A 20,478-nucleotide genomic window follows, 5' to 3' on the forward strand; every position below is an offset into this window, starting at 1 on the left:
GCTGCCGGGTTTGCCGAACGGGTCGGGCACAAAGCGCTCGGCGGTCAGCGCCGGACGCTCCAGGTAACCACGGGCCACGCCCTCGCCGCCCAGGTACAACTCGCCGGCGACGCCGATGGGTTGCAGGTTGAGTTGCGCATCCAGCACGTAGCCGCTGCGGTTGCCCAGCAACGTGCCGATTGGCGCGTAGACGGCGCCGCAAGGATCGCCTCGGCGGGCTTTCCACAGCAGCGGCGTGACCACGGTTTCGGTCGGGCCGTAGCCGTTGAACAGGTAGGTCGGCTTGAGCGCGCGCCAGGCCAGGTCGTAGCTGGCCTGCGCCACCGCATCGCCGCCAAAGCAGTAGACCCGCACCGCCGGTGGATTGCCGTCACGCTCGGCATGCTCGGCCAGTTGTTGCAGGTACACCGGCGGGAATACCGCCATGGTCACGTTGTGGCGGTGCATCTGTTCGTAGGTGTACTCGGGCAGCCACAGGCTGTCGTCACGGATCAGCACACTGGCGCCGTTGATCAGCGGGTGCATCCAGCCTTCGTGGGAACCGTCGAAGGCGAATGACATGAAGTGCAGTTCGCAATCGGCAGGACTGGTTTCGTAGCGCTCGCCAGTGGCAATGATGTGCGCCACCAACGGCCCATGGGCGACCGCCACGCCTTTAGGCATGCCGGTGGAACCGGAGGTGTAGATCACGTAGGCGAGGTTGTCGCCGTGCAGGTTGACCTGGGGCGCAGTGTCGCTGTAGTCGGCCCAGGCCTCGGTGCTATCGATGGCCAGCGTCTGCATGCCTTCGGGTACCGGCAGTTGCGGCAGCGCGCGGGTGTGGCTCAGCAGCAATTGGGCGCGGCTGTCCTGCATCATGTACAGCAGGCGATCACGCGGGTATTCGATATCCAGCGGCACATAGACGCCACCGGCCTTGAGCACCGCGAGGAACGCCACCAGACTTTCGGCGCTGCGCGGCATGGCGATGGCCACGCGCACTTCGGGGCCGATGCCACGGGCGATCAAGGCATGGGCCAGGCGGTTGGCCTGGCGGTCCAGCTCGCCATAGCTCAGGGTTTGTGTGTCGAACTTCACCGCCACGGCAGCGGGATTTTCCCGCGCACGGTCGGCCACCCGTTCGTGCACCAGGCGCTCGGCGCTGAAGCCGGCGTCGGTTTGATTCCACAGCGCAAGGATGTGCTGCTGCTCGTCCTGGTCCAGCAGGTTCAACTGGCTGATGGACTGCTGTTGATCGGCAACCATCGCCTGCAACAGGTTCTGCCAATGGCGCGCCATTCGCTCGATGGTGGGGGTCTCGAACAGGTCGGTGGCATAGCTCAACGACGCGCGCAACCGGTCCTGGGACTCCTCGATATCGAGGGTCAAGTCGAACTGCGCGACCGTCTCATCCCAACTGACCGGGCTGAGCTCCAGGTGTTCAAGGCGCTGAAGATGCTCACCGGCCAGGCTCACATGGTGGTTGAACGCGACCTGGAACAACGGGCTCAGGCTCAGGCTGCGCTCGGGCTGCAACGCCTCGACCAATTGCTCGAACGGCAGGTCCTGATGGGCCTGGGCCTCCAGCGCGCGCTGCTTAACCTGGGCGAGTAACTCGCGCACGCTGGTGTGCCCGTCGATCTCGGCCTTGAGCACCTGGGTGTTGACGAAAAAGCCGATCAGGCGCTCGGTCTCGATGCGGTTGCGGTTGGCAATCGGCACGCCGACACGAATGTCCTGCTGCCCGCTGTAGCGGTGCAACAACACCTGGTAAGACGCCAGCAGCAGCATGAACAACGTCACGCCCTCACGCTGGGCCAGCGTCTTGAGTTGCTCCAGCAACGGTGCCGCCAGTGGGACGCTCAAGCGCGCACCGCGATGGGTCGGCACCGCCGGGCGCTGGTGATCGAACGGCAGTTCCAGTACCGGTTGCTCACCGCCAAGCTGACCGCGCCAGTAATCCAGCTGCCGCGCCTTCTCCCCCGCTTCCATCCAGCTACGTTGCCAGAGGGCGTAGTCGACATACTGGATGGGCAAGTCCGGCAATTGCAGCGCTTGCCCCTGGCTGTAGGCCGCGTAGAGCTGGACCAGTTCGTCGACCATCACCTGCATCGACCAGCCATCGGAAATGATGTGATGCTGCACCAGCACCAGTACGTGTTCATCCTCGGCCAGCCGCAACAGGCTGACGCGCATCAGCGGCCCCTGGCGCAAATCAAACGGCTGGGTGATCAGGGTTTCGATCAGCGCCTGCAAACCGCCCTCGTGGGTATCAAGCGAGGCGATCTCGATGTGCCCTTGTGGGTTGATCACCTGCACGGCGCGCTCGCCATCCTGTTGCAGATGTGCGCGCAGGCTTTCGTGGCGTGCCACCAGCGTGTCGAAGGCGCGCTGCAATGAAGGTTTGTCCAGGGCGCCTTTCAGGCGCAATGCACTCGGCACGTGGTAGGCCGCGCTATGCGGGTCCAACTGCCAGAGGAACCACTGACGCTCCTGGGCGTAAGACAGCAACAACGGCTGGTCACGCTTGGCTTTCACCAGCGCCGGCGTCGCATCACGCTCGGTGCCCAGCGCCCGGACAAAATCCGCCAACAGTGGCTGCTCGAACAGCACCTTGAGGCTGACTTCAACCCCCAGGCCATGCCGTACGCGGGACACCATTTGCGTGGCGAGCAACGAATGCCCGCCCATTTCGAAGAAGTGATCGTTGAGTCCGACCCGCTCGGCGCCCAGCACCTGGGCCCAGATGCCCGCGACCTGTTGCTCCACCGCAGTAACCGGTGCGATCCAGTCAACCAGGGACTGGCGAGCATCGGGCTTAGGCAGTGCGGCACGGTCCAGCTTGCCGTTGGGGCTCAGTGGCAGGCGGTCCAACAGCAGCAGGTGCGCCGGCACCATGTAGTCCGGCAGTTCCTCGCGCAGCGTGGCCTTGAGCTGGGTGCGCAATTCGGTTTGTTGCGCTTCGGACAGCGCCCGGTTGGCGACGATGTAGCCGACCAGTTGGTTGTCGGCCGCGATCACCAACGCCTCGCGCACACTGGCCTGGGCCAGCAGGCGTGCTTCGATTTCGCCCAGTTCGATGCGGAAACCGCGGACTTTGACCTGATGGTCGATGCGCCCCACGTACTCGATCATGCCGTCGGCGCGATAGCGCGCCAGGTCACCCGTGCGGTACAGGCGGCCAGCGCCGTCGGTGCAGAACGGGTCAGGCACGAAGCGCTCAGCGGTCAGCTCAGGGCGATTGAAATACCCCCGCGCCAACAGCGGCCCGCCGATCACCAGTTCACCCGCTACACCCACCGGCACCGGGTTGAGGTTGGCGTCCAGCAGGTAAATGGCGCGGCCGTCCAGCACGCGACCGATCGGCATCATCGACGGCAACGCTTCACGGCCGTCGACGTACGCGGCGCAGTCCAGGGCGGTGGCGGTGACTGTGGCCTCGGTGGGGCCGTAGGTGTTGAGCAGGCGAACGTGTTGCAGGCCCGCTTCACGCCAGGCGCTCAGGCCTTCGGGCGGCATGGCTTCGCCGCCGATATGCAACTGGCGCAAACGCCCGTAATCACGCGGGCCACGCTCGGCGAAATCACGCACCAGCGCCAGCCAGTAGGCGGTTGTCAGGTCGACCACGGAAATATCGTGGTCGCGCAATTGCCGGTAGAAGGTGTCGCTGTCCCACAGCTCGCCGCCACGCACCACCACCGCCGCGCCGCAGCACAGGGCCGGGTACAACTGCTCGACAAAACCGTCGAAGTTGAAGGTGCCAAATTGCAGCACGCGATCCTGGGGTTGCAACGCGAACAGCTCGGTGAAGACCTCCACGTGCCGCGCCAGGGATGCCTGGTCGATGCCCACGCCCTTCGGACGGCCAGTGGAGCCGGAAGTGAACATCACGTAGGCCAGGTTGGCAGGCAGCGCCCGCGGCGCCGGGTTTGTCCCGCTGTAGTCGGCCAGCCAGTCGGCGCGATCTTCCAGGCAGACCCGCACCAGGTTGTCGGTGAGCGGCAGTTGCTCCAGCAGCGCCTGCTGGGTCAGCAGCAGTTGCAGGCCGCTGTCCTCAATCATGCATTGCAGGCGCTCGGCGGGGTATTTCGGGTCCAGCGGCACATAGGCGCCACCGGCCTTGAGCACCGCCAGCAGGCCGACGATCATCTCCAGGGAACGGTCCACCGCGACGCCCACCAGGGTGTCGGCGCAGACGCCCTGCTCGATCAGGTGATGGGCCAGGCGGTTCGCGCGCAGGTTGAGTTCGGCGTAGCTCATGCGCTGTTCATCGAGGATCAGCGCGATGTTGTGCGGGCACAGCGCTGCCTGCTGTTCGAAGCGCTGCAAAACGCTGGCCTGGGCCGGCCGTGCGACATCACGCGGGTTCCACTCCTGCAGCACGCGCCGGTGTTCATCGGGCAGCAACAACGGCACGGCGCCCAGCGCTTGCCCAGGCGCAGCGACAAACTGCTGCAGCAATCCCTGCAGGTACGCGCCAATCTGGCGTACGGCCTCATCATCGAAGTCCGCGCGTGGGTATTCCAAGTGCAGGCTCAAGTGTTGGCCGCCGTGCACGGTGAGGGTCAGCGGGTAGTTGGTGCGTTCCTGATGGCTGACGCCACTGAAGCGCAGGCCACCCTCGCCCGACTGCTCCAGGCTCTTGGCCACCGGGAAGTTTTCGAACACCACCAGGGTGTCGAACAGTGCCTCGCCGGCCGAACCGCCCCAGCGCTGGATATCGAACAGCGGCGTGTGCTCGTGCTCGCGCATTTCCACGTTCAACGCCTGCACGCTACGCACCCAGTCGCCGACGCTTTGCGATGGATTCACCGCCGCGATCAGTGGCAGGGTGTTGATGAACAAGCCGACTTGTTGCTCGACATTCGCCAACTGCGCCGGGCGCCCCGAGACGGTGACGCCGCAGGCGACACTGGCTTGGCCGGTGTAGCGCTGCAGCAGCAGCAACCACGCCGATTGCACAAGCGTATTGAGGGTGACTTGATGGGCACGGGCGAAGGTGGCCAGGTCGCGTGTCTGGGTTTGATCCAATTCCCAGCGCATCTGCCCATAGCCATCGCGGCTGGAGGGCGCGGTCCTGGCCACGCTGCGAGCCAGATGCGTCGGTTCTTCCAACTGCGCCAGACGTTCGCGCCAGAAAGCTTCGCCCAGCGCCGGGTCCTGCTGTTGCAGCCAGGCAATATGCGCGCAGAACGCTGCGCCGGCCGGCGGCAATGCCTGGCCTTTGTAGGCTTGCAGCACCTCGTTGAGCACCAGGGCGTTGCTCCAGCCATCCATCAGGATGTGATGGCTGGTGTAGATCAAGTGCCAGCGCTCGTCGCTGACCCGCACCAGCGCCACCCGCAGCAGTGGCGGACGGGCCAATTCGAAACCCTGGCGCTGGTGTTCGCCAGCCAGGCCGTCGAGTGCCGTGTCGAGGTCTGGCTGCTCGCGCCAATCCAATGTGTCGAATGGCAGGCTGACGTGGCGATGCACCACCTGCAGGGCCTGGCCCTGGTCGTCCTGCCAGACAAACCCGGTGCGCAGCATGTCATGGCGCGCCAGCACCTGTGCCCAGGCGCGCTGGAACTGATCGACGTCAACGCCCTGCACATCAGCGCGTAACTGGCTGACGTAGACATCGTCCTCACCCTGTTGATAGAGGCTATGGAACAGCATGCCCTGCTGCATCGGCGACAACGGGTACACGTCCTGGACGTCGCGGGCGGGCAGCGCGAGGTCGTCCAGTTGTGCCTGGGTCAACTGCGCCAGGGTCACGTCGGCCGGGGTCAGGCCACCCTGTTGCGGATCGCTGCAATGTGCAATCAGCGCCAACAGTTCCTGGCGATAGTCATCCACCAGGCGCTGCACAGTCGACACTTCGAACATCTCGCGACTGAAGCCCCATTGCAGGGACAGCTCACCGCCGTACACCTGCCCTTCCACGGTCAGCCAGTTGGCCAACGGCGCGTCCGCATCCTGGGCCTGGCCGCTGCCCTGAGTAGCCGGCGCAAACAGCGCCGACTCGTTGAACTGACGGTCGAACTGGCCCAGGTAGTTGAAGGTAATGCGCGGCGCGGCCAGGTCGGCCAAGGCTTCGCGGGCCTGGGGCGAACCCAGGTAGCGCAACAGACCGTAGCCGATGCCTTTGTGCGGTATGGCGCGCAGTTGCTCCTTGACCGACTTGATCGCCGCCGACAGCTCGCCGTCGGCGTGCAGGCGTACCGGGAACAGGCTGGTGAACCAGCCCACGGTGCGGGTCAGGTCGATGTCGTCGAACAGGTCTTCGCGACCATGGCCTTCCAGTTGGATCAATGTGGCGGGCTGGCCGCTCCAACGGCTGATCACCCGCGCCAGGGCCGTGAGCAACAGGTCGTTGACCTGGGTGCGGTAGGCCGCCGGTGCGTCCTGGAGCAATTGCCGGGTGTGTTCGGCATCCAGGCGGAGTTCGAGCTTGCTGCCCAAGCGGTTTTGCAGGCCACCCTGGGGGTTGTCGCACGGCAAGTCCGCGTCGGCCGACTGGGCCTGCCAGTACGGCAGCTGGTCGTCCAGCGTGCAGGCATGGGCTTGCAACTGCTCAGCCCAGCGCTGGTAGGCGCTGGTTTTAGCCGGCAGCGAGGCAGCGCGGTAAGCCTGTTGCAGGTCTTCGAGGACGATGCGCCACGACACGCCATCGACCACCAGGTGATGGATCACCAACAGCAGGCGCTGGCTGCCATCGGCCATGCTCACCAACGCGGCGCGCAACAACGGGCCTTGCGCCAGGTCGAGGCTGCGCTGGGCTTCATCGCACAGCGCCGCCAGCTCATCGTCGCTGCTGGCGTGGGTTTGCCACAGGCCCGACTCGGTGACTGGCGCGGCATAGGCTTGCTGCCAAGCCTCGGCCCGTTGCACAAAACGCAGGCGCAGGGCGTCGTGATGGTTGATCAGCTGGGTTAGCGCGGCTTCCAGGCGTGCCGGTTCCAACAGCTCGCGCAGGGTCAACAGCAACGATTGGTTCCAATGCTGACGCACGGGTATCGCCTGGGCGAAAAAGCCCTGTTGCACCGGGGTCAGGATCACTTCGCCGCTGGCAGGGCCTTGGTCGATAACGCTGGTGTGCTCGAAGCTTGCCACCAACGCCAGGCTGCGCACGCTCTGGTACTGGAACAGGTCGCGCGGACTGAGGCGAATCCCCGCCTGGCGCGCGCGGCTGACCACTTGGATGGAGATGATCGAATCGCCGCCCAGTTCGAAAAAGTTGTCGTCCAGGCCGACCTGCTCGACGCCGAGCACATCGCTCCAGATCGCCGCCAGGGCTTTTTGCACGGCGTTTTCCGGCGCGGTGTAGGCCTGCTGCGCGGCGACGTCCGGCAGTGGCAGGGCCTTGCGGTCGAGCTTGCCGTTGGCGGTCACCGGCAGCTTGGCCAGGGGCACCATATGGGTCGGCACCATGTATTCCGGCAAGCTGCCGAGCAGCCAGGCCTTGAGGTCGGTGGGCGCCTCGCCTTGCGGCACCAGGTAGGCCACCAGGTGCTTGCCGCCCTGCACCAGCACGACCGCCTCGCGCACCGACGGGTGTTGCATCAGGCGCGCCTCGATTTCCCCCAGTTCGATGCGCAGTCCGCGCAGCTTGACCTGGTGGTCGAGACGACCAAGGTATTCGATCACACCGTCGGCACGCTGGCGCACACGGTCGCCGGTGCGGTACAGGCGCGCACCGTCGGCGAATGGGCTGGGCACAAAGCGCTCGGCAGTCAATGCCGGGCGACGGTGGTAACTGCGCGCCAGGCCGGTGCCGCCCAGGCACAACTCGCCAGCCACGCCGGCAGGCACCGGATTGAGCTGCGCGTCGAGCACGTAGGTGCCGAGGTTGGCGATGGGTTGACCGATGGGCACGCTGTCGGCGCCTTCGTCGATGCAGGTCCAGTGGGTCACGTCGATGGCCGCTTCGGTCGGGCCGTAGAGGTTGAATAATCCGGCCTGGGGCAGCTTGGCGAACACTTGCAGTTGCGCGTCCAGGGGCAAGGCTTCGCCACTGCACACGATACGCTTGAGGCTTGTGCACACCTGCACGCCCGGCTCATGGATAAACGCCTGGAGCATCGATGGCACGAAGTGCAAGGTGGTGATGCCTTGCTCGCCGATGGTCTCGATCAGCCGCGCCGGCTCGCGGTGTTCGCCAGGCGCGGCGACCACCAGGCGGGCGCCGGTCATCAGCGGCCAGAAGAACTCCCACACCGACACGTCAAAGCTGAACGGGGTTTTCTGCAGCACTGCGTCGCTGGCGTCGAGGCCGTAGGCCTGTTGCATCCAGCACAGGCGGTTGACCAATGCGCGATGGCTGTTGCCGGCGCCCTTGGGCTTGCCGGTGGAGCCAGAGGTGTAGATCACGTAGGCGAGGTTCAGCGCGTGGATCGCCACGGCGGGCGATTCGCTGCTGTAGCCGTCGAGCCACAGCGCAGGCTGGTCCAGGGCAATCACGCGGATACCGGCGGCGGGCAGCTCAGCCAGCAGGCGCTGCTGGCTGAGCAGCAGCTGGATGCCGCTGTCTTCGATCATGTAGGCCAGGCGTTCCTGGGGGTATTCAGGGTCGAGCGGGACGTAGGCGCCGCCGGCCTTGAGGATCGCCAGCAGGCCGACGACCATCTCGACGGAACGCTCGATGCAGATCCCCACCAGCGCGTCCGGGCCAACCCCCTGCTCGCGCAAGGCATGGGCCAACTGGTTGGCCCGGGCGTCGAGTTGCGCATAGGTCAGGGTGGTCGAACCGAATACCAGCGCCGGCGCGTGCGGCGTGCGCTGTACCTGGTCTTCGATCAGGTGATGAATGCCCCGCTCGCTCGGATACGTTTGCGCGGTCTGGTTCCAGGCGTGCACCAGCACCTGCTGCTCATCGGCGGCCAGCATCGGCAGTTCGCCAATGCGCTGCTCGCCATCGGCAACCATGGCCTGCAACAGGCGGATCCAGTGCCGGGCCATGCGCGCGATGGACGGCGCGTCGAACAGGTCATTGGCGTAGGTCAGCGCGGCATGCAGGGTGCCGGATTTTTCATAGGTGTCGAGGGTCAGGTCGAACTGGGTGGTACGGCCTTGCCACTCCACCAAGGCCAGCTCCAGGCCGGAGGCGGTGCTGACCGAGGCGATGTCGGCCACCACCGGCTGATGGTTGTACATCACCTGGAACAGCGGCGTATGGCTGAGGCTGCGCTCGACGTTCAGGGCTTCCACCAGGCGCTCGAAGGGCAATTCCTGATGGGCCTGGGCACCGAGCGCATGCTCCTTGATGCCCTGCAGCAACTCGGCAACCTGGGTTTGCCCGCTCAGCTCAGTACGCAAGACTTGGGTGTTGACGAAGAAGCCGATCAGCCCTTCGACTTCGGTGCGATTACGGTTGGCAATCGGCACCCCGACGCGGATATCGCCCTGACCGGTGTAGCGATGCAGCAGCACATTGAACGCGCCGAGCAACAGCATGAACAGGGTGACGTTGTGCTGTTGCGCGCAGGTGCGCAACTGCGCGGCCAGCGCTGGCTCAATCGCGAAGGTGTGGCGCGTGCCCTGGTAGCTGGGCATGGCCGGGCGTGGGTGGTCGGTGGGCAGCTCGAGCACCGGGTGCTCATCGCCCAGGCGCGCCTGCCAGTACGCCAATTGACGAGCCTGCTCCCCCGCTTCCAGCCAGCGGCGCTGCCACAAGGCGTAGTCGCTGTACTGGATCGGCAGCGCCGGCAGTTGCGGCGCTTCGTTGCGCTCGTGGGCGTCGTAAAAACGGATGAACTCGTCGATCAGCACGTTCATCGACCAGCCATCGGAGACGATATGGTGCAGGGTCAGCAGCAACACGTGTTCCTGGGCATCGAGCCTGAGCAGTTGCACACGCAGCAGCGGGCCGTGCTCCAGGTCGAACGGCAGCAGCGATTGGCGGGTGGCCGCGTCGTTGACGGCGTGTTCACGTTCGGCCGGGGCCAACGCCGTGAGATCAAGCTGTTCAATGGCCAGCGACGGCTGTACGGCGACCTGCATCAAGCGTTCATCGGCCTGGCGCTGGAACACCGTGCGCAGGGTTTCGTGGCGGGCCACCAGACTGGCGAACGCTTGCTCCATTGCGCCCAGGTTCAGCGCGCCTTTGAGCCGCACGGCGCCCGGCAGGTTGTAGGCGCCGCTGTTCGGGTCCAGTTGCCAGAGAAACCACATGCGCTGTTGCGCGTAGGACAGCGCCTGGCGGTCCTCAGCCTCCACGCCGGCCGGAATCGGAAACCGCGAAAAATCCACCCCTTCTTTCTGCAATGCCTGCAGGAACAGCTGGCGTTTTTCCAGGGGCAACCCGATAAACCGGCGAGCAAGTTTCAAGGAGTCTTCAGCATTCATTTGTTGGAGTCCGGAGCAATAGGCAGGAAGCACAAAGGCACGTCGTCCCTATAAAACGAACCGGACAGGGAAAAATTAGCGGGGGGATGGGCGGCGTAGAGCGAGCTGTCATCAAGGGTTACATCAATCCCAGGAAAGACACACGAACCCTAGCTAGCATTGACGAATACCACTTTCTGCAACTAAATTTAGTTACACGCAAGGAACGCCGTGTCCAAAAATGAAAAGCTGCTCGCCAAACTGCTCAACGAGCACATGGCATTTACCTGGCCCGAGCTCGTCACGCTGCTGCGTCGTCTTGGCTACACACAGATTGAGGGGGCCGGAAGCCGCGTCAAGTTCGACATCGGCGACCCGAGTGCAATGATCACCTTGCACAAGCCTCATCCCGGCAACGAACTGAAACACTACATTCGCCGCCAGATCATCGAACAATTGAAATCAGGAGAACTGATTCAGTGAACAACCAACTGAAACACAATGGCTACATCGGCTCTATCGAAGCCAGCCTCGAAGACAACTGCCTGTTCGGCAAGATCCTGTTCATCAAGGCTCTGGTGAGCTACGAAGGCAAAACCGTCGCCGAACTGGACGCCGCATTTCGCGAAGCCGTGGACGACTACCTCACTACCTGCCAAGCCCTTGGGCAAACACCGGAGAAGCCGTGCAAAGGCTCTTTCAACGTGCGGGTCGGCCACGACCTTCACCTTGCCGCCGCCCTTGAAGCGACACGTAAAAAGGTGACCCTGAATGACCTGACGCGCCAGGCGCTGAACGAATTCCTGCAACACCACCGAGCGGACTCCTGCCCCGTGACTGGCTGACGTTTCGACGTTTCATTGCCAGTGTGGCGCTCAGTCCAAGCGCCGATACCCCAGCACCGCTGAGCCCATCACCACCGCCCCCGCCGCCAGCGCTACCCAGAACCCGCTGGCTGCCCCGAAGTGATCGATCATCCAGCCGGAGCTGGCGGCGCCGATGGCCACGCCGATGCTCAGGCCGGTGATCAGCCAGGTCATGCCTTCGGTCAGGCGGCTCGACGGGACGATACGTTCCACCAGGGCCATGGACACGATCAGGGTCGGAGCGAAGAACAAGCCGGAGACAAAGATGGCCACTGCCAAACCCGGAATGTTGGTGACCAGCAGCAACGGCAAGGTGGTCAACGCCGTAGCCACGCCGCAGAACAGGAACTGCCGGGGCAACGACGCCTTCAGCTTGAGGGTGCCAAAGGCCAATCCCGCCAGGCACGAACCGATGGCGTACACCGAGAGCACGATGCTTGCCGCCGCCGGCTGGCCCTGCTGCTGGGCAAAGGCCACGCTGACCACATCCACCACGCCGACGATCACGCCCATGGCCAGCAGCAGGATCATCAGGATCAGTACCGACGGTGACGCGATCAGCCAGCCCCGATGGTGAGCGTGGTGCTCGTGCACCGGGGGTTCGGTCGCGCGTTGCAGCACAAACGTGGTCACGCCAACCGCCAGCAGCAGCGCGGCCACCAGAGGCCCGGCTTCGGGGAACAGCACCACGCTCAAGCCCACCGAAATCGGTGGGCCGATGATGAAGCACACCTCATCCAGCACCGATTCCAGGGCAAACGCGGTTTGCAGCTTGGGCTGGCCCCGGTACAGCTCGGTCCAGCGCGCCCGCACCATGGCGGACATATTCGGCATGCAGCCCGCCAGGGCAGCAAACAGGAACAGCGTCCAAGTCGGTGCCTGCAACCGCGTGCACAGCAACAGCAGCAACAGCGCCCCGCCGCCGATCACGGCGGCAATCGGCAGCACCCGGCCTTGGCTGTAGCGGTCCACCAAGCGTGACACCTGCGGCGCGCAAAACGCCGTGGCCAGGGCGAACACTGCCGCCACCGATCCGGCCAGGCCATAGCCGCCGTGCACCTGGGAGAGCATGGTGATCAGGCCAATACCGGCCATGGACACCGGCATGCGCGCCAGCATGCCGGCCAATACAAAGGCGCGGGCGCCGGGGACTTGAAACAACTCGGCGTAAGGGTTTGCCATGACTTAAACGCCTTCTGTCCTTAAATTGCGCATCCTTTTATCACACCAGCCGCTTGATCTGCTTATGCCGCCACACCAGCCGGTAATACGCGGTCTGCAAGCCCAGCATCGCCAGGTACGTCACCGGGAATGCCATCCAGACGCCTTCGAGGCCGAAGTGTGCATTCAGCAGGTACGCCATCGGCAGCTCCACGCACAGCACGCAAAAGATCGAGATCGCCACCGGCATCAGCACCACGCCGCTGGCGCGCATGATTCCGCCGATCACGGCCTGGAAGCCGAACACGAGGATGCTCCACAACATGATGTGCAGCAGGTGCTCGGCATTCACGCGTGCGGCGTCATCGGTGATGAACAGCCCGAGCAACCAGTGGGATAACACGTAGCCCAGCACGATCAGGCCACCGGTCAGGCAGGTGTTGATCAGCAACCCCGTGCGCAGGATCGGCCCGATACGCTCCAGGCGCCCCGCGCCAATCGCCTGGGCGCCGAGGATCGACGCGGTGATGGCAATCGACAGGGCCGGGAATTGCACATAGTTGACGATCTGCGTCACTGCCCCATACGCCGCCGTGGCTTGGGAACCGTGACCGTTGACCAGGGCGAGGATGACCAGTTCAGACAGCGACAGCACCACCATCTGTAGGCCAGTAGGTAAGCCGATGCGTAGGACCTTTCCCAAAATCACGCGATCCAGGCGCAAGGCCGCGAGCAACTCGCGATCTGGCGCCATCACATGGTTTTTATGGCGCAGGCGCAGGATCAAAAACAGCATCGCCGCAGCGTTGCCCACCAAGCCGGCGTACACCGCGCTCTGGATGCCCATGGGCGGCAGGCCGATCCAGCCGCGAATCAGCGCCGGGGTCAGCAGCACGCCGACCAGGGTCGACACTATCAGCGCCAGCAGCGGCGAAATCGTATCGCTGACGCCGCGCAACAGCTGGGTGTAGAGGATAAACACCAGCAGCAGCGGCATGATCAACATCATCATTTGGGCATAGCCCACGGCATCGTCGAGCACATCCGCGGGCGTGCCCAATGCCTGCAACGCGGGGCGCGCAAACAGACTGCCAAGCACCGCCGCAAGCAAGCCCACCAATGCGCCGAGGGTCAGGGTGGCACCGGTAATCGCCTTGACCATCGCGGTTTCCTGCGCCCCCCAGGCCTGGCCGATCAACACCGAAGCGCCCGCCCCCAGGCCGATCACCAGGGCAATAAAGAAAAACACAATGGGGAACATCCCCGACACAGCCGCCAGTGCCTGGGTGCCGAGCAGTTGCCCGACGTAAATACCGTTGAGCGTGCCGGAAAAGCTCTGCAGGAAATTGGACAGCACCATCGGTGCCAGAAAGATCAGGTAGACCTGCCACAGCGGTCGTTGCAAAGGGCTTTGCATGAAAAACGGGGCCTCGGAGAACTAAAGCGTCCGAGGGTTATACCGTAATTGGATCCGATCTTCCTGTGCTTTGCATGATCTACGGATCGCCATCAGGCGCGGGTTCCGAGGCCCGCATTGGATCTTCAGCATCACCGCGACTCAGGTCGCCACCCAGAAACGGCTCGGCGTGCCGATGGAATATGCACAGCCCAAGGAAGGCGCGGTGAGTCGGTCGATTGAGCCGTATAGCCTTATAACCGCGCCTAGCGCCGGAATCGTTGGCGCTGGGTGCGGATTATTCTGCCGATGCGCTGGCGTTTTTCGCGCAGTTTTACCCACTCATTGCGGGCTTCGCGGTGCAGTTTGCTGTTGAGCAGTAGTAGGGCAAGCAATGGAAACAGAATGCCTGACACATAGAAAACTTTATGAGGACGATAGGCGATGGTGGGTAGAACACCAACCAAGCACAAGAACATCAAGATAACTGGGACCCATATCCATCCTGGATAGCCACGGACAACCATGAAGTTGCAGTGGGCGATAAGAAAAGACGCACCGAGTACCGAAAAATAGGAATACCTGAGGTTCTCACCGGCGGGTAGCACTTCAAAGTAACTGCCAATCATCAGCGGTATACCGATGGCGATCGTAAAACCTTGAGCAAAAAGTGCCCCCATAGATACAGGAAAATAGCGTTTCAAATAACGCAGGAGTTCCTTATAAGTCATCAGAAATATCATTCTTCAAACGCCTCATATAACCCCACGGCAATCGTTCGAAAATTGCCATTTACAATGCTACCTCCCACAGTCATTGAAGCGCCTACGACATCCTTGATCTGAGTAACCGTGGCATGGCGAAGCTTCGCAGAGGTCAGTCGCTTGGGTAAATCACCTGCCAGCTGTTTCAACTTGATCATTTTCGAAGTCAACTGCGGATGTTGAATACTCAACAACTCCTTCGTCAATTTTGCTCTTTCCTGTCGAGTAAGCCCCTTGAGTACTGGGTACCAACCTTTGCCGGTGGTTGCCTTCGTCAAACTGACTAGCTTTACAGTCGTTAGGAAGGAGGTGCTGGCCCCCACAAGCGCAACAGCGTCCAGAGCAGCGGTTGCATGTTGATACCAAGGATCACTGTCCAGCGCTTGATTTTTCAAGGGATCGGTCAATTCGTTGTACACACGATACCCGCCAACAATGCATTGGACGAAACTGGCCGTAGCAGACGTATAGCCAACAACTGCAACTACTGAGCTGATACCGCCAGTAAATGGGATTGCAGCGGTACCACTGACTGCCACAAGCCAACCTAAAATCGCACTGCCGCATGCAAGCCCCATCCCGAGCGCCTCAAACACGAGTTGCGATTCCACCGGCTCATGCTCCAACCGCCGCACAAAATCCAAGCGCGCCATCGAACTCGGCATCTCCCGCAAGATCACGCGTTTGGGCAACACACTGCAAATCGGCTGAAACTCACGCAACGTCACCGGCCACAACTGGGCGTCGAGGTAAACCACCCCTGCCCCGGCAATCGCAGGATCAGCGTCGATCACAGCAAACAGTCGACGCAGATCAATGCTGCTTTCTACCCGCTCACGGGTGGTGAGGTGAGCCTTAGGGAAACCGTCCTTCAATACGCTGGTAGCCATTCCTTTACTCCTGAACCCACAAGAGCGCAGAGCGTAAAGAATCAATATCCGTGAGGAATGTAGGAAGGTTTCCTTTTTTAAGACAGCCACTTCCCGATCTGGCCTCAGCGTCTTGTAGTCAATCCTGGGAATAGGAAAAGTACGCCCCGCGCCACTACCGGCGAACGATCAAACAAGGAGCGAACATGGCAACCGATATGTTTTTGAAGCTGGGAGACATCAAGGGCGAGTCCAGGGACCAGGCACATCGTGATGAAATCGATATAACCCGCTGGGGCTGGAGCCTGTCCCAATCCGGCTCCATGCACAGCGGCACGGGTGGCGGGGCCGGCAAGGTCAATATGGCGAATATCGCGATTGAGAAGACCCTGGATAAATCCACGCCAAACCTGATGATGGCCTGCGCAACCGGCAAGCATTACCCCGAAGCCCGTATCGTGGTGCGCAAGGCTGGCGGCGACAGCAGCGTGGAGTATCTGCTGATCACGTTGAAGGAAGTCATGGTTGCCACTTACGACACGCGTGCAGCGGCAACCAATGACGTACTCACGGAGGAAATCAGCCTTAACTTCGCCAAGGTTGAAGTCAGTTACCAGCCGCAGAAAGCCGATGGTGGAAAAGATGGCGGGCCAATCAGGTTCGGCTGGAACATTCGCGAAAATATCAAGGTGTAGGCACGACAGGCAGCGCCCGCTTGTGCGCTGTCTTGCTGTACGCCCCCTCGACAATCGCCCTCACCCGCTCACTCACCGGCTCGCCCATCAGGTACGCATCGATCTCTTCGTACGTGCAGCCATAGGCCTGTTCATCCAGCTTGCCCGGTGCGAGTTCTTCCAAGTCGGCAGTGGGCTGCTTGTGAACCAGGTTCGTCGGGGCCCCAAGGGCACTGGCGAGCAGGCGCACCTGGGTCTTGGTCAGGCCGGCCAGCGGGGCCAGGTCGCAGGCGCCGTCGCCGAATTTGGTGAAGAACCCCATCAGCGCTTCGGCGCCATGGTCGGTACCGACGACCAGGCCGTTGTGCAGGTTGGCCACCGCGTACTGGGCGATCATGCGGGTGCGGGCCTTGACATTGCCTTTGATGAAGTCGACCTGGGCGGCGCTGGCCTCGGAAGCGCTGAGGCTGGCCATCAGGCCGTCGACGCTGGCGGCGATGTTCAGGGTGTCGATATGGTCCGGGGTGATGAAATCCAGCGAGGCCTGGGCGTCGCGCTCATCGGCTTGGGTCTTGTAGGGCAGGCGCATGGCGATAAAGCGCGCGGCGTAGTCCTCGGCCCGCAGTTGCTCCACCGCCAGTTGGCATAGGCGCCCGGCAGTGAGGGAATCGACGCCGCCGCTGATGCCCAGGACCAGGGCCTTGCAGCCGGAATGACGCAAGGTGTGCGTGATGAAGTCGATGCGCCGTTGGATTTCCCGAGGCTCGCCACCTTTACCCAGCGCACGGTTGATATTCAGTTCCTGCGCGATACGTTCTTGCATGTCACACCTCCACGTTGCCGACATTGAATACCTTCGCTGCGTACTGCAAAAACGAGGCGTCTTCGCAGACGTTCTTCACCGGGTCATCGGAGAACTTCACCACCGGTTCGCCGTGCACCCGCACCAGCTTCATGACGATGCTCAGCGGCTCAACGCCGTCCACGTCACAGGCCAGGCTGGTGCCCATGCCGAAACCGAACTTGGCCTTGCCACGGATGTGCCGCAGGATCGGCAGGCATTTTTCGAAGTTCAGGCCGTCGGAGAACATCAGGTCCTTGGTCATCGGGTCGATACCCAGCTGTTTGTAGCGGGCCAGCACCTTGTCGGCCCAGGCGATGGGATCACCGGAGTCCTGGCGCAGGCCGTCGTAGAGCTTGGCGAAGTACAGGTCGAAATCCTTGAGGAAAAAATCGGTGCTGATGGTGTCAGTCAAGGCAACGCCCAGCCGGCCACGGTATTCACGCACCCAGTTTTCCAGGCCGGCGTTCTGGCTTTCACGCAACCGCCCCAGTTGCTGGTGCACCATCATCCACTGGTGAGCCATGGTGCCGATCAGCGGCAAGTCGAATTCATAGGCCAGGTGCGCATTGCTGGTGCCGACGAACTGGCCGGGGAAGTCGCGACGCATGATGTCCACCACTTCGCGCTGGGCCTTGAACGACAGGCGCCGGCGCGTGGAGAAGTCAGAGACACGCAGGTCGGCCAACTCGTCTCGGCTGAGGTTTTTTTCCAGCCAGTCGAACTTCTGGTAGAGCTTGCGGGTGACATCTTCCAGGGTCACGTCGGGGTATTTGGCGCGGTTGCGCAGCTCGCTGACCAGCGCCAGTACCGGTTGCTCGAACATGATGCAGTGCAGCATCGGGCCGATGACGCGGATGTTGAGTTGGCCGTCCACCTCACTGACGTGGATATAGCGCAGGTTGAAGCGGAACAGACCGAGGAAGCGTTCGTAGTCGGGGGTCAGGTATTCGCGAAAGCGCGGGTTGAACAGAAAGCGCAGCTCGCCCTCGCGCATCTGCAGGCCGGCCATTTTTTCAAGCTCGGCGCGCAACTCGGGGATCAGGTGGCCGAGTTTTTCCTTGGCACGCACGATGAAGTTGTATTCCACATCGACATTCGGGTGCTGGTGCAACACCGCCTGCATCATGGTGAAGGTGTAGTAGTCGGTGTCGAGCAAGCCCTGGATCACCGGGGCTTCGTAGTCGTAGGCACTTTCCATGGTGTATCTCCTTAACGCGTGGCCATCGCGGCCAGTTCTTCGCGGGTGCTGCTGATGACAGCACCGGCCTTGAGCAACTCATTGACGGCCTGTACGCCGCCCTCCTCGCTGATTCCACGGCACGCCGGCAGGTGCAGGACCACCTCCAGGCCGGCCTTGAGCAGTTGCAAGGCGGTGGTCTTGACGCAGTAGTCCAGAGCCAGGCCGCCGACGATCACGCGGCTGACGCCCTGGGCCTTGAGGTACTCGATCACGCCGGTGGAGAGTTTGTCGTGCAGGTCGTGGTAGCAGGCGCCATAGGGGTGCAGGTCGGGTTCGACGCCCTTCCAGATGAAGTAGTCGTAGTCATAGGGGGTGGGCAGTTCGTCGAGCAGAGTGAAGCCCTCGGTGCCCGGCACGCAGTGGCTGACCCAGGTCACGTCGGCGTGGACCAGGCCGGTGGGCTTGAGCATCTCGCTGTGTTGCGTGACCACCCAAGGTGCGTGCGGGGTGTGGGCGTCCTTGCTGCCGACACGGTGGCCGGCGAGGCTGGCCATGTAATTGAGTTCGGCACCGATCTGGTCACCGCCGGCCACCGGCAACTCGTTGGGACACAGCGGCGTGAAGCTCTTCTGGGCATCGACGTCGAATGAAGCAAGGGCAGTTTTCGCAAGGGTCATGGCGGTTCTCCTGTGGCCTGGAAATAAAAGTACACGTCATGTACTTTCATTGCAAGAAACACTTATTTATCTATCCTGACGCAGGTACATGACATATCTGTTCGATCCGTTAGACTGTGCCCCACCGCTGTTCAGAAGGACGTCACATGCCCCTTAGCCCCTACCTCCATACCGTCGACCTGTGCGTGCTGTGCTACTGCCGCGCTGCCGGAGAACTCAAACTGCTGCTGAACAAACGCGAAGCCGAGCCCTTCGCCGGGCATTGGGCGCTGCCGGGCGTGGTGGTGAATGGCGGCGTGCAAGATCTGAGCCTCCAGGATGCGGTGGAACGCTTGCGCGTCAGTGACAAGGTCGGTCTGGAGCTGGCCTGGAGCGAGCAAGTGGGCACGGTGGGCGATGCGTTTCGCGATCCGCGTTGCTGGTCGTCATCAACGTACTACTTGGCGATCGTCGCGGATGAGGTGCAGTTGGGGGAGCATCAAGGCTGGTTTGGGTTGAAGGCGGTAGCGGACGGCAGCATCAAGTTGCCGTTCGATCACAACAGCATCGTCGCGGCCGTGCAGGAGCGGTTGTTCTCCAAGTCGCTGTACAGCAGCTTGCCGCTGATGTTCCTGGGCAATGAGTTCAGCGCGCCGGAAGCGACCACGATCTTTTCCCTGGTGCTGGCGCGCCCGGTGCTCAAGACCAGTATTCGCCAGCGCTTGTTGAAGCTGACGGAGGCGGGATATTTGCGCGAGACGGGGCGCAAGAAGCATGGCGAGGGCGGCAGGCCCCAGGCGACGGTGGAGAACTTGAAGCCTGGGGCGGTGTACTTCTTTGATCGCAGTTTTGCCGACTAAGCACCCTTTTCAAGAACGATGACGTTCAAATGTGGGAGGGGGCTTGCTCCCGATAGCGGTGGATCAGTCACTTTATTTGCTGACTGTCACACTGCTATCGGGAGCAAGCCCCCTCCCACAGTTTTGATTGGGGGATGGCTTTAGCTCATCCAGTTGCCGCCATCCACGTTATAGGTTTGCGCCACCACATAATCCGCCTCCTTCGACGCCAGGAAGATTGCCATTCCGGTGAGGTCTTCAGCCGTACCCATCCGCCCAAACGGCACCTCTGCCCCCACCCGCCGCTTCTTCTCGCCAGGCGCCAGCCCTTCATGCTTGGCGAACAGCGCATCTACCCCGTCCCAATGCTCTCCATCCACCACGCCGGGGGCGATGGCGTTGACGTTGATCCCTTGCTTGATCAGGTTGAGCCCCGCCGATTGCGTGAGGCTGATCACTGCCGCCTTGGTCGCGCAGTAGATCGCCACCAACGCTTCGCCACGCCGCCCGGCCTGGCTGGCCATGTTGATGATCTTGCCGCCGTGGCCCTGGCTGATCATCTGCCGGGCGGCGGCTTGCAGGGTGAACAGCGTGCCGGCGACATTGATCGAGAACAGCCGATCAAAGCTGTCGCGGGTGATGTCGACGATGGGTGCCAGGTCGAACAGCGCCGCATTGTTGACCAGGATGTCGAGCTTGCCGGCCTGGGCGACCACGGCGGCAATTGCGTTGTCGATGGAGGCCTGGTCGGTGACGTCCATCGCGACCGCGTAGGCCTGTGGGCCAAGCTCGGCAGCGGTGGCCTGGGCCCGCTGCAGGTTGATGTCGGCGATGGCGACGGTCGCGCCTTCATGGATATAGGCCTGGGCAAACGCGCGGCCAATCCCGCGCGCCGATCCGGTGATCAGCGCGCTCTTACCTTCGAGTCGTTTCATAAGGCAGGTG

Annotated in this window: 13 protein-coding genes; 4 read left to right on the plus strand and 9 right to left on the minus strand. The window is 62.6% G+C overall.

The features are described from left to right. A partial coding sequence (locus tag AD670_RS29805; protein ID WP_053140601.1) for a non-ribosomal peptide synthetase occupies positions 1 to 10,305 on the minus strand: 10,305 nt, incomplete at its 3' end. 210 nt (positions 10,306 to 10,515) lie between these two features. Here AD670_RS29805 and AD670_RS29810 point away from each other — a divergent pair. Further along, the gene (locus AD670_RS29810) at positions 10,516 to 10,767 is read left to right on the plus strand and encodes a type II toxin-antitoxin system HicA family toxin (RefSeq protein WP_038846635.1); all 252 of its coding nucleotides are present in this window, start codon (positions 10,516 to 10,518) and stop codon (positions 10,765 to 10,767) included. Further along, positions 10,764 to 11,129 carry a type II toxin-antitoxin system HicB family antitoxin gene (locus AD670_RS29815; RefSeq protein WP_053140604.1) on the plus strand — a complete coding sequence of 122 codons (366 nt, stop codon included), beginning with the start codon at positions 10,764 to 10,766 and terminating at the stop codon, positions 11,127 to 11,129. Before AD670_RS29810 ends, AD670_RS29815 begins: the two co-directional genes overlap by 4 nt. Positions 11,130 to 11,159: 30 nt before the next feature. Here AD670_RS29815 and AD670_RS29820 read toward each other — a convergent pair whose 3' ends face one another. The 4 genes from AD670_RS29820 to AD670_RS29835 all read right to left on the minus strand — a co-directional run bounded on the left by AD670_RS29820 (position 11,160) and on the right by AD670_RS29835 (position 15,361). Continuing rightward, entirely contained in the window at positions 11,160 to 12,332 is a 1,173-nt protein-coding gene (locus tag AD670_RS29820) for an MFS transporter (RefSeq protein WP_053140607.1), read from the minus strand. 40 nt (positions 12,333 to 12,372) lie between these two features. Further along, positions 12,373 to 13,728, minus strand: a complete 1,356-nt coding sequence (locus tag AD670_RS29825) for an MATE family efflux transporter (protein ID WP_053140610.1) — start codon at positions 13,726 to 13,728, stop codon at positions 12,373 to 12,375. Positions 13,729 to 13,973: 245 nt separating this feature from the next. Further along, complete coding sequence (locus tag AD670_RS29830) at positions 13,974 to 14,438, minus strand: hypothetical protein (protein ID WP_256243962.1); 465 nt, start codon at positions 14,436 to 14,438, stop codon at positions 13,974 to 13,976. Between the two features lie 8 nt (positions 14,439 to 14,446). Next, positions 14,447 to 15,361 carry a hypothetical protein gene (locus AD670_RS29835; RefSeq protein ID WP_053140617.1) on the minus strand — a complete coding sequence of 305 codons (915 nt, stop codon included), beginning with the start codon at positions 15,359 to 15,361 and terminating at the stop codon, positions 14,447 to 14,449. Between the two features lie 185 nt (positions 15,362 to 15,546). Here AD670_RS29835 and AD670_RS29840 point away from each other — a divergent pair, with 185 nt between their 5' ends. Then, positions 15,547 to 16,035, plus strand: coding sequence for a type VI secretion system tube protein Hcp (locus AD670_RS29840; protein WP_053140620.1), 489 nt, complete (start codon positions 15,547 to 15,549; stop codon positions 16,033 to 16,035). On the opposite strand, the gene nadE is transcribed toward AD670_RS29840, so the two are convergent. From nadE to AD670_RS29855, 3 genes are read right to left on the minus strand one after another with little or no spacing between them, the layout of a single operon-like run. Beyond that, positions 16,025 to 16,837 carry an ammonia-dependent NAD(+) synthetase gene (gene nadE / locus AD670_RS29845; protein ID WP_053140623.1) on the minus strand — a complete coding sequence of 271 codons (813 nt, stop codon included), beginning with the start codon at positions 16,835 to 16,837 and terminating at the stop codon, positions 16,025 to 16,027. The genes AD670_RS29840 and nadE overlap by 11 nt on opposite strands. A gap of 1 nt (position 16,838) precedes the next feature. Then, entirely contained in the window at positions 16,839 to 18,056 is a 1,218-nt protein-coding gene (gene pncB / locus AD670_RS29850; protein ID WP_053140626.1) for a nicotinate phosphoribosyltransferase, read from the minus strand. Positions 18,057 to 18,067: 11 nt separating this feature from the next. Beyond that, a complete protein-coding gene (locus tag AD670_RS29855) occupies positions 18,068 to 18,715 on the minus strand; it encodes a nicotinamidase (RefSeq protein ID WP_053140629.1) in 648 nt (215 codons plus the stop codon). A gap of 146 nt (positions 18,716 to 18,861) precedes the next feature. On the opposite strand from AD670_RS29855, the gene AD670_RS29860 reads away from it, so the two are divergent. Further along, complete coding sequence (locus AD670_RS29860; RefSeq protein ID WP_053140632.1) at positions 18,862 to 19,554, plus strand: NUDIX hydrolase; 693 nt, start codon at positions 18,862 to 18,864, stop codon at positions 19,552 to 19,554. Between the two features lie 140 nt (positions 19,555 to 19,694). Here the strand turns inward: AD670_RS29860 and AD670_RS29865 are convergent, their stop codons facing one another. Next, a complete protein-coding gene (locus AD670_RS29865; protein ID WP_053140635.1) occupies positions 19,695 to 20,468 on the minus strand; it encodes an L-iditol 2-dehydrogenase in 774 nt (257 codons plus the stop codon). Positions 20,469 to 20,478: the final 10 nt, after the last annotated feature.

It is taken from the genome of Pseudomonas sp. MIACH (assembly GCF_001269925.1).
In the GTDB taxonomy this organism is placed as follows: domain Bacteria; phylum Pseudomonadota; class Gammaproteobacteria; order Pseudomonadales; family Pseudomonadaceae; genus Aquipseudomonas.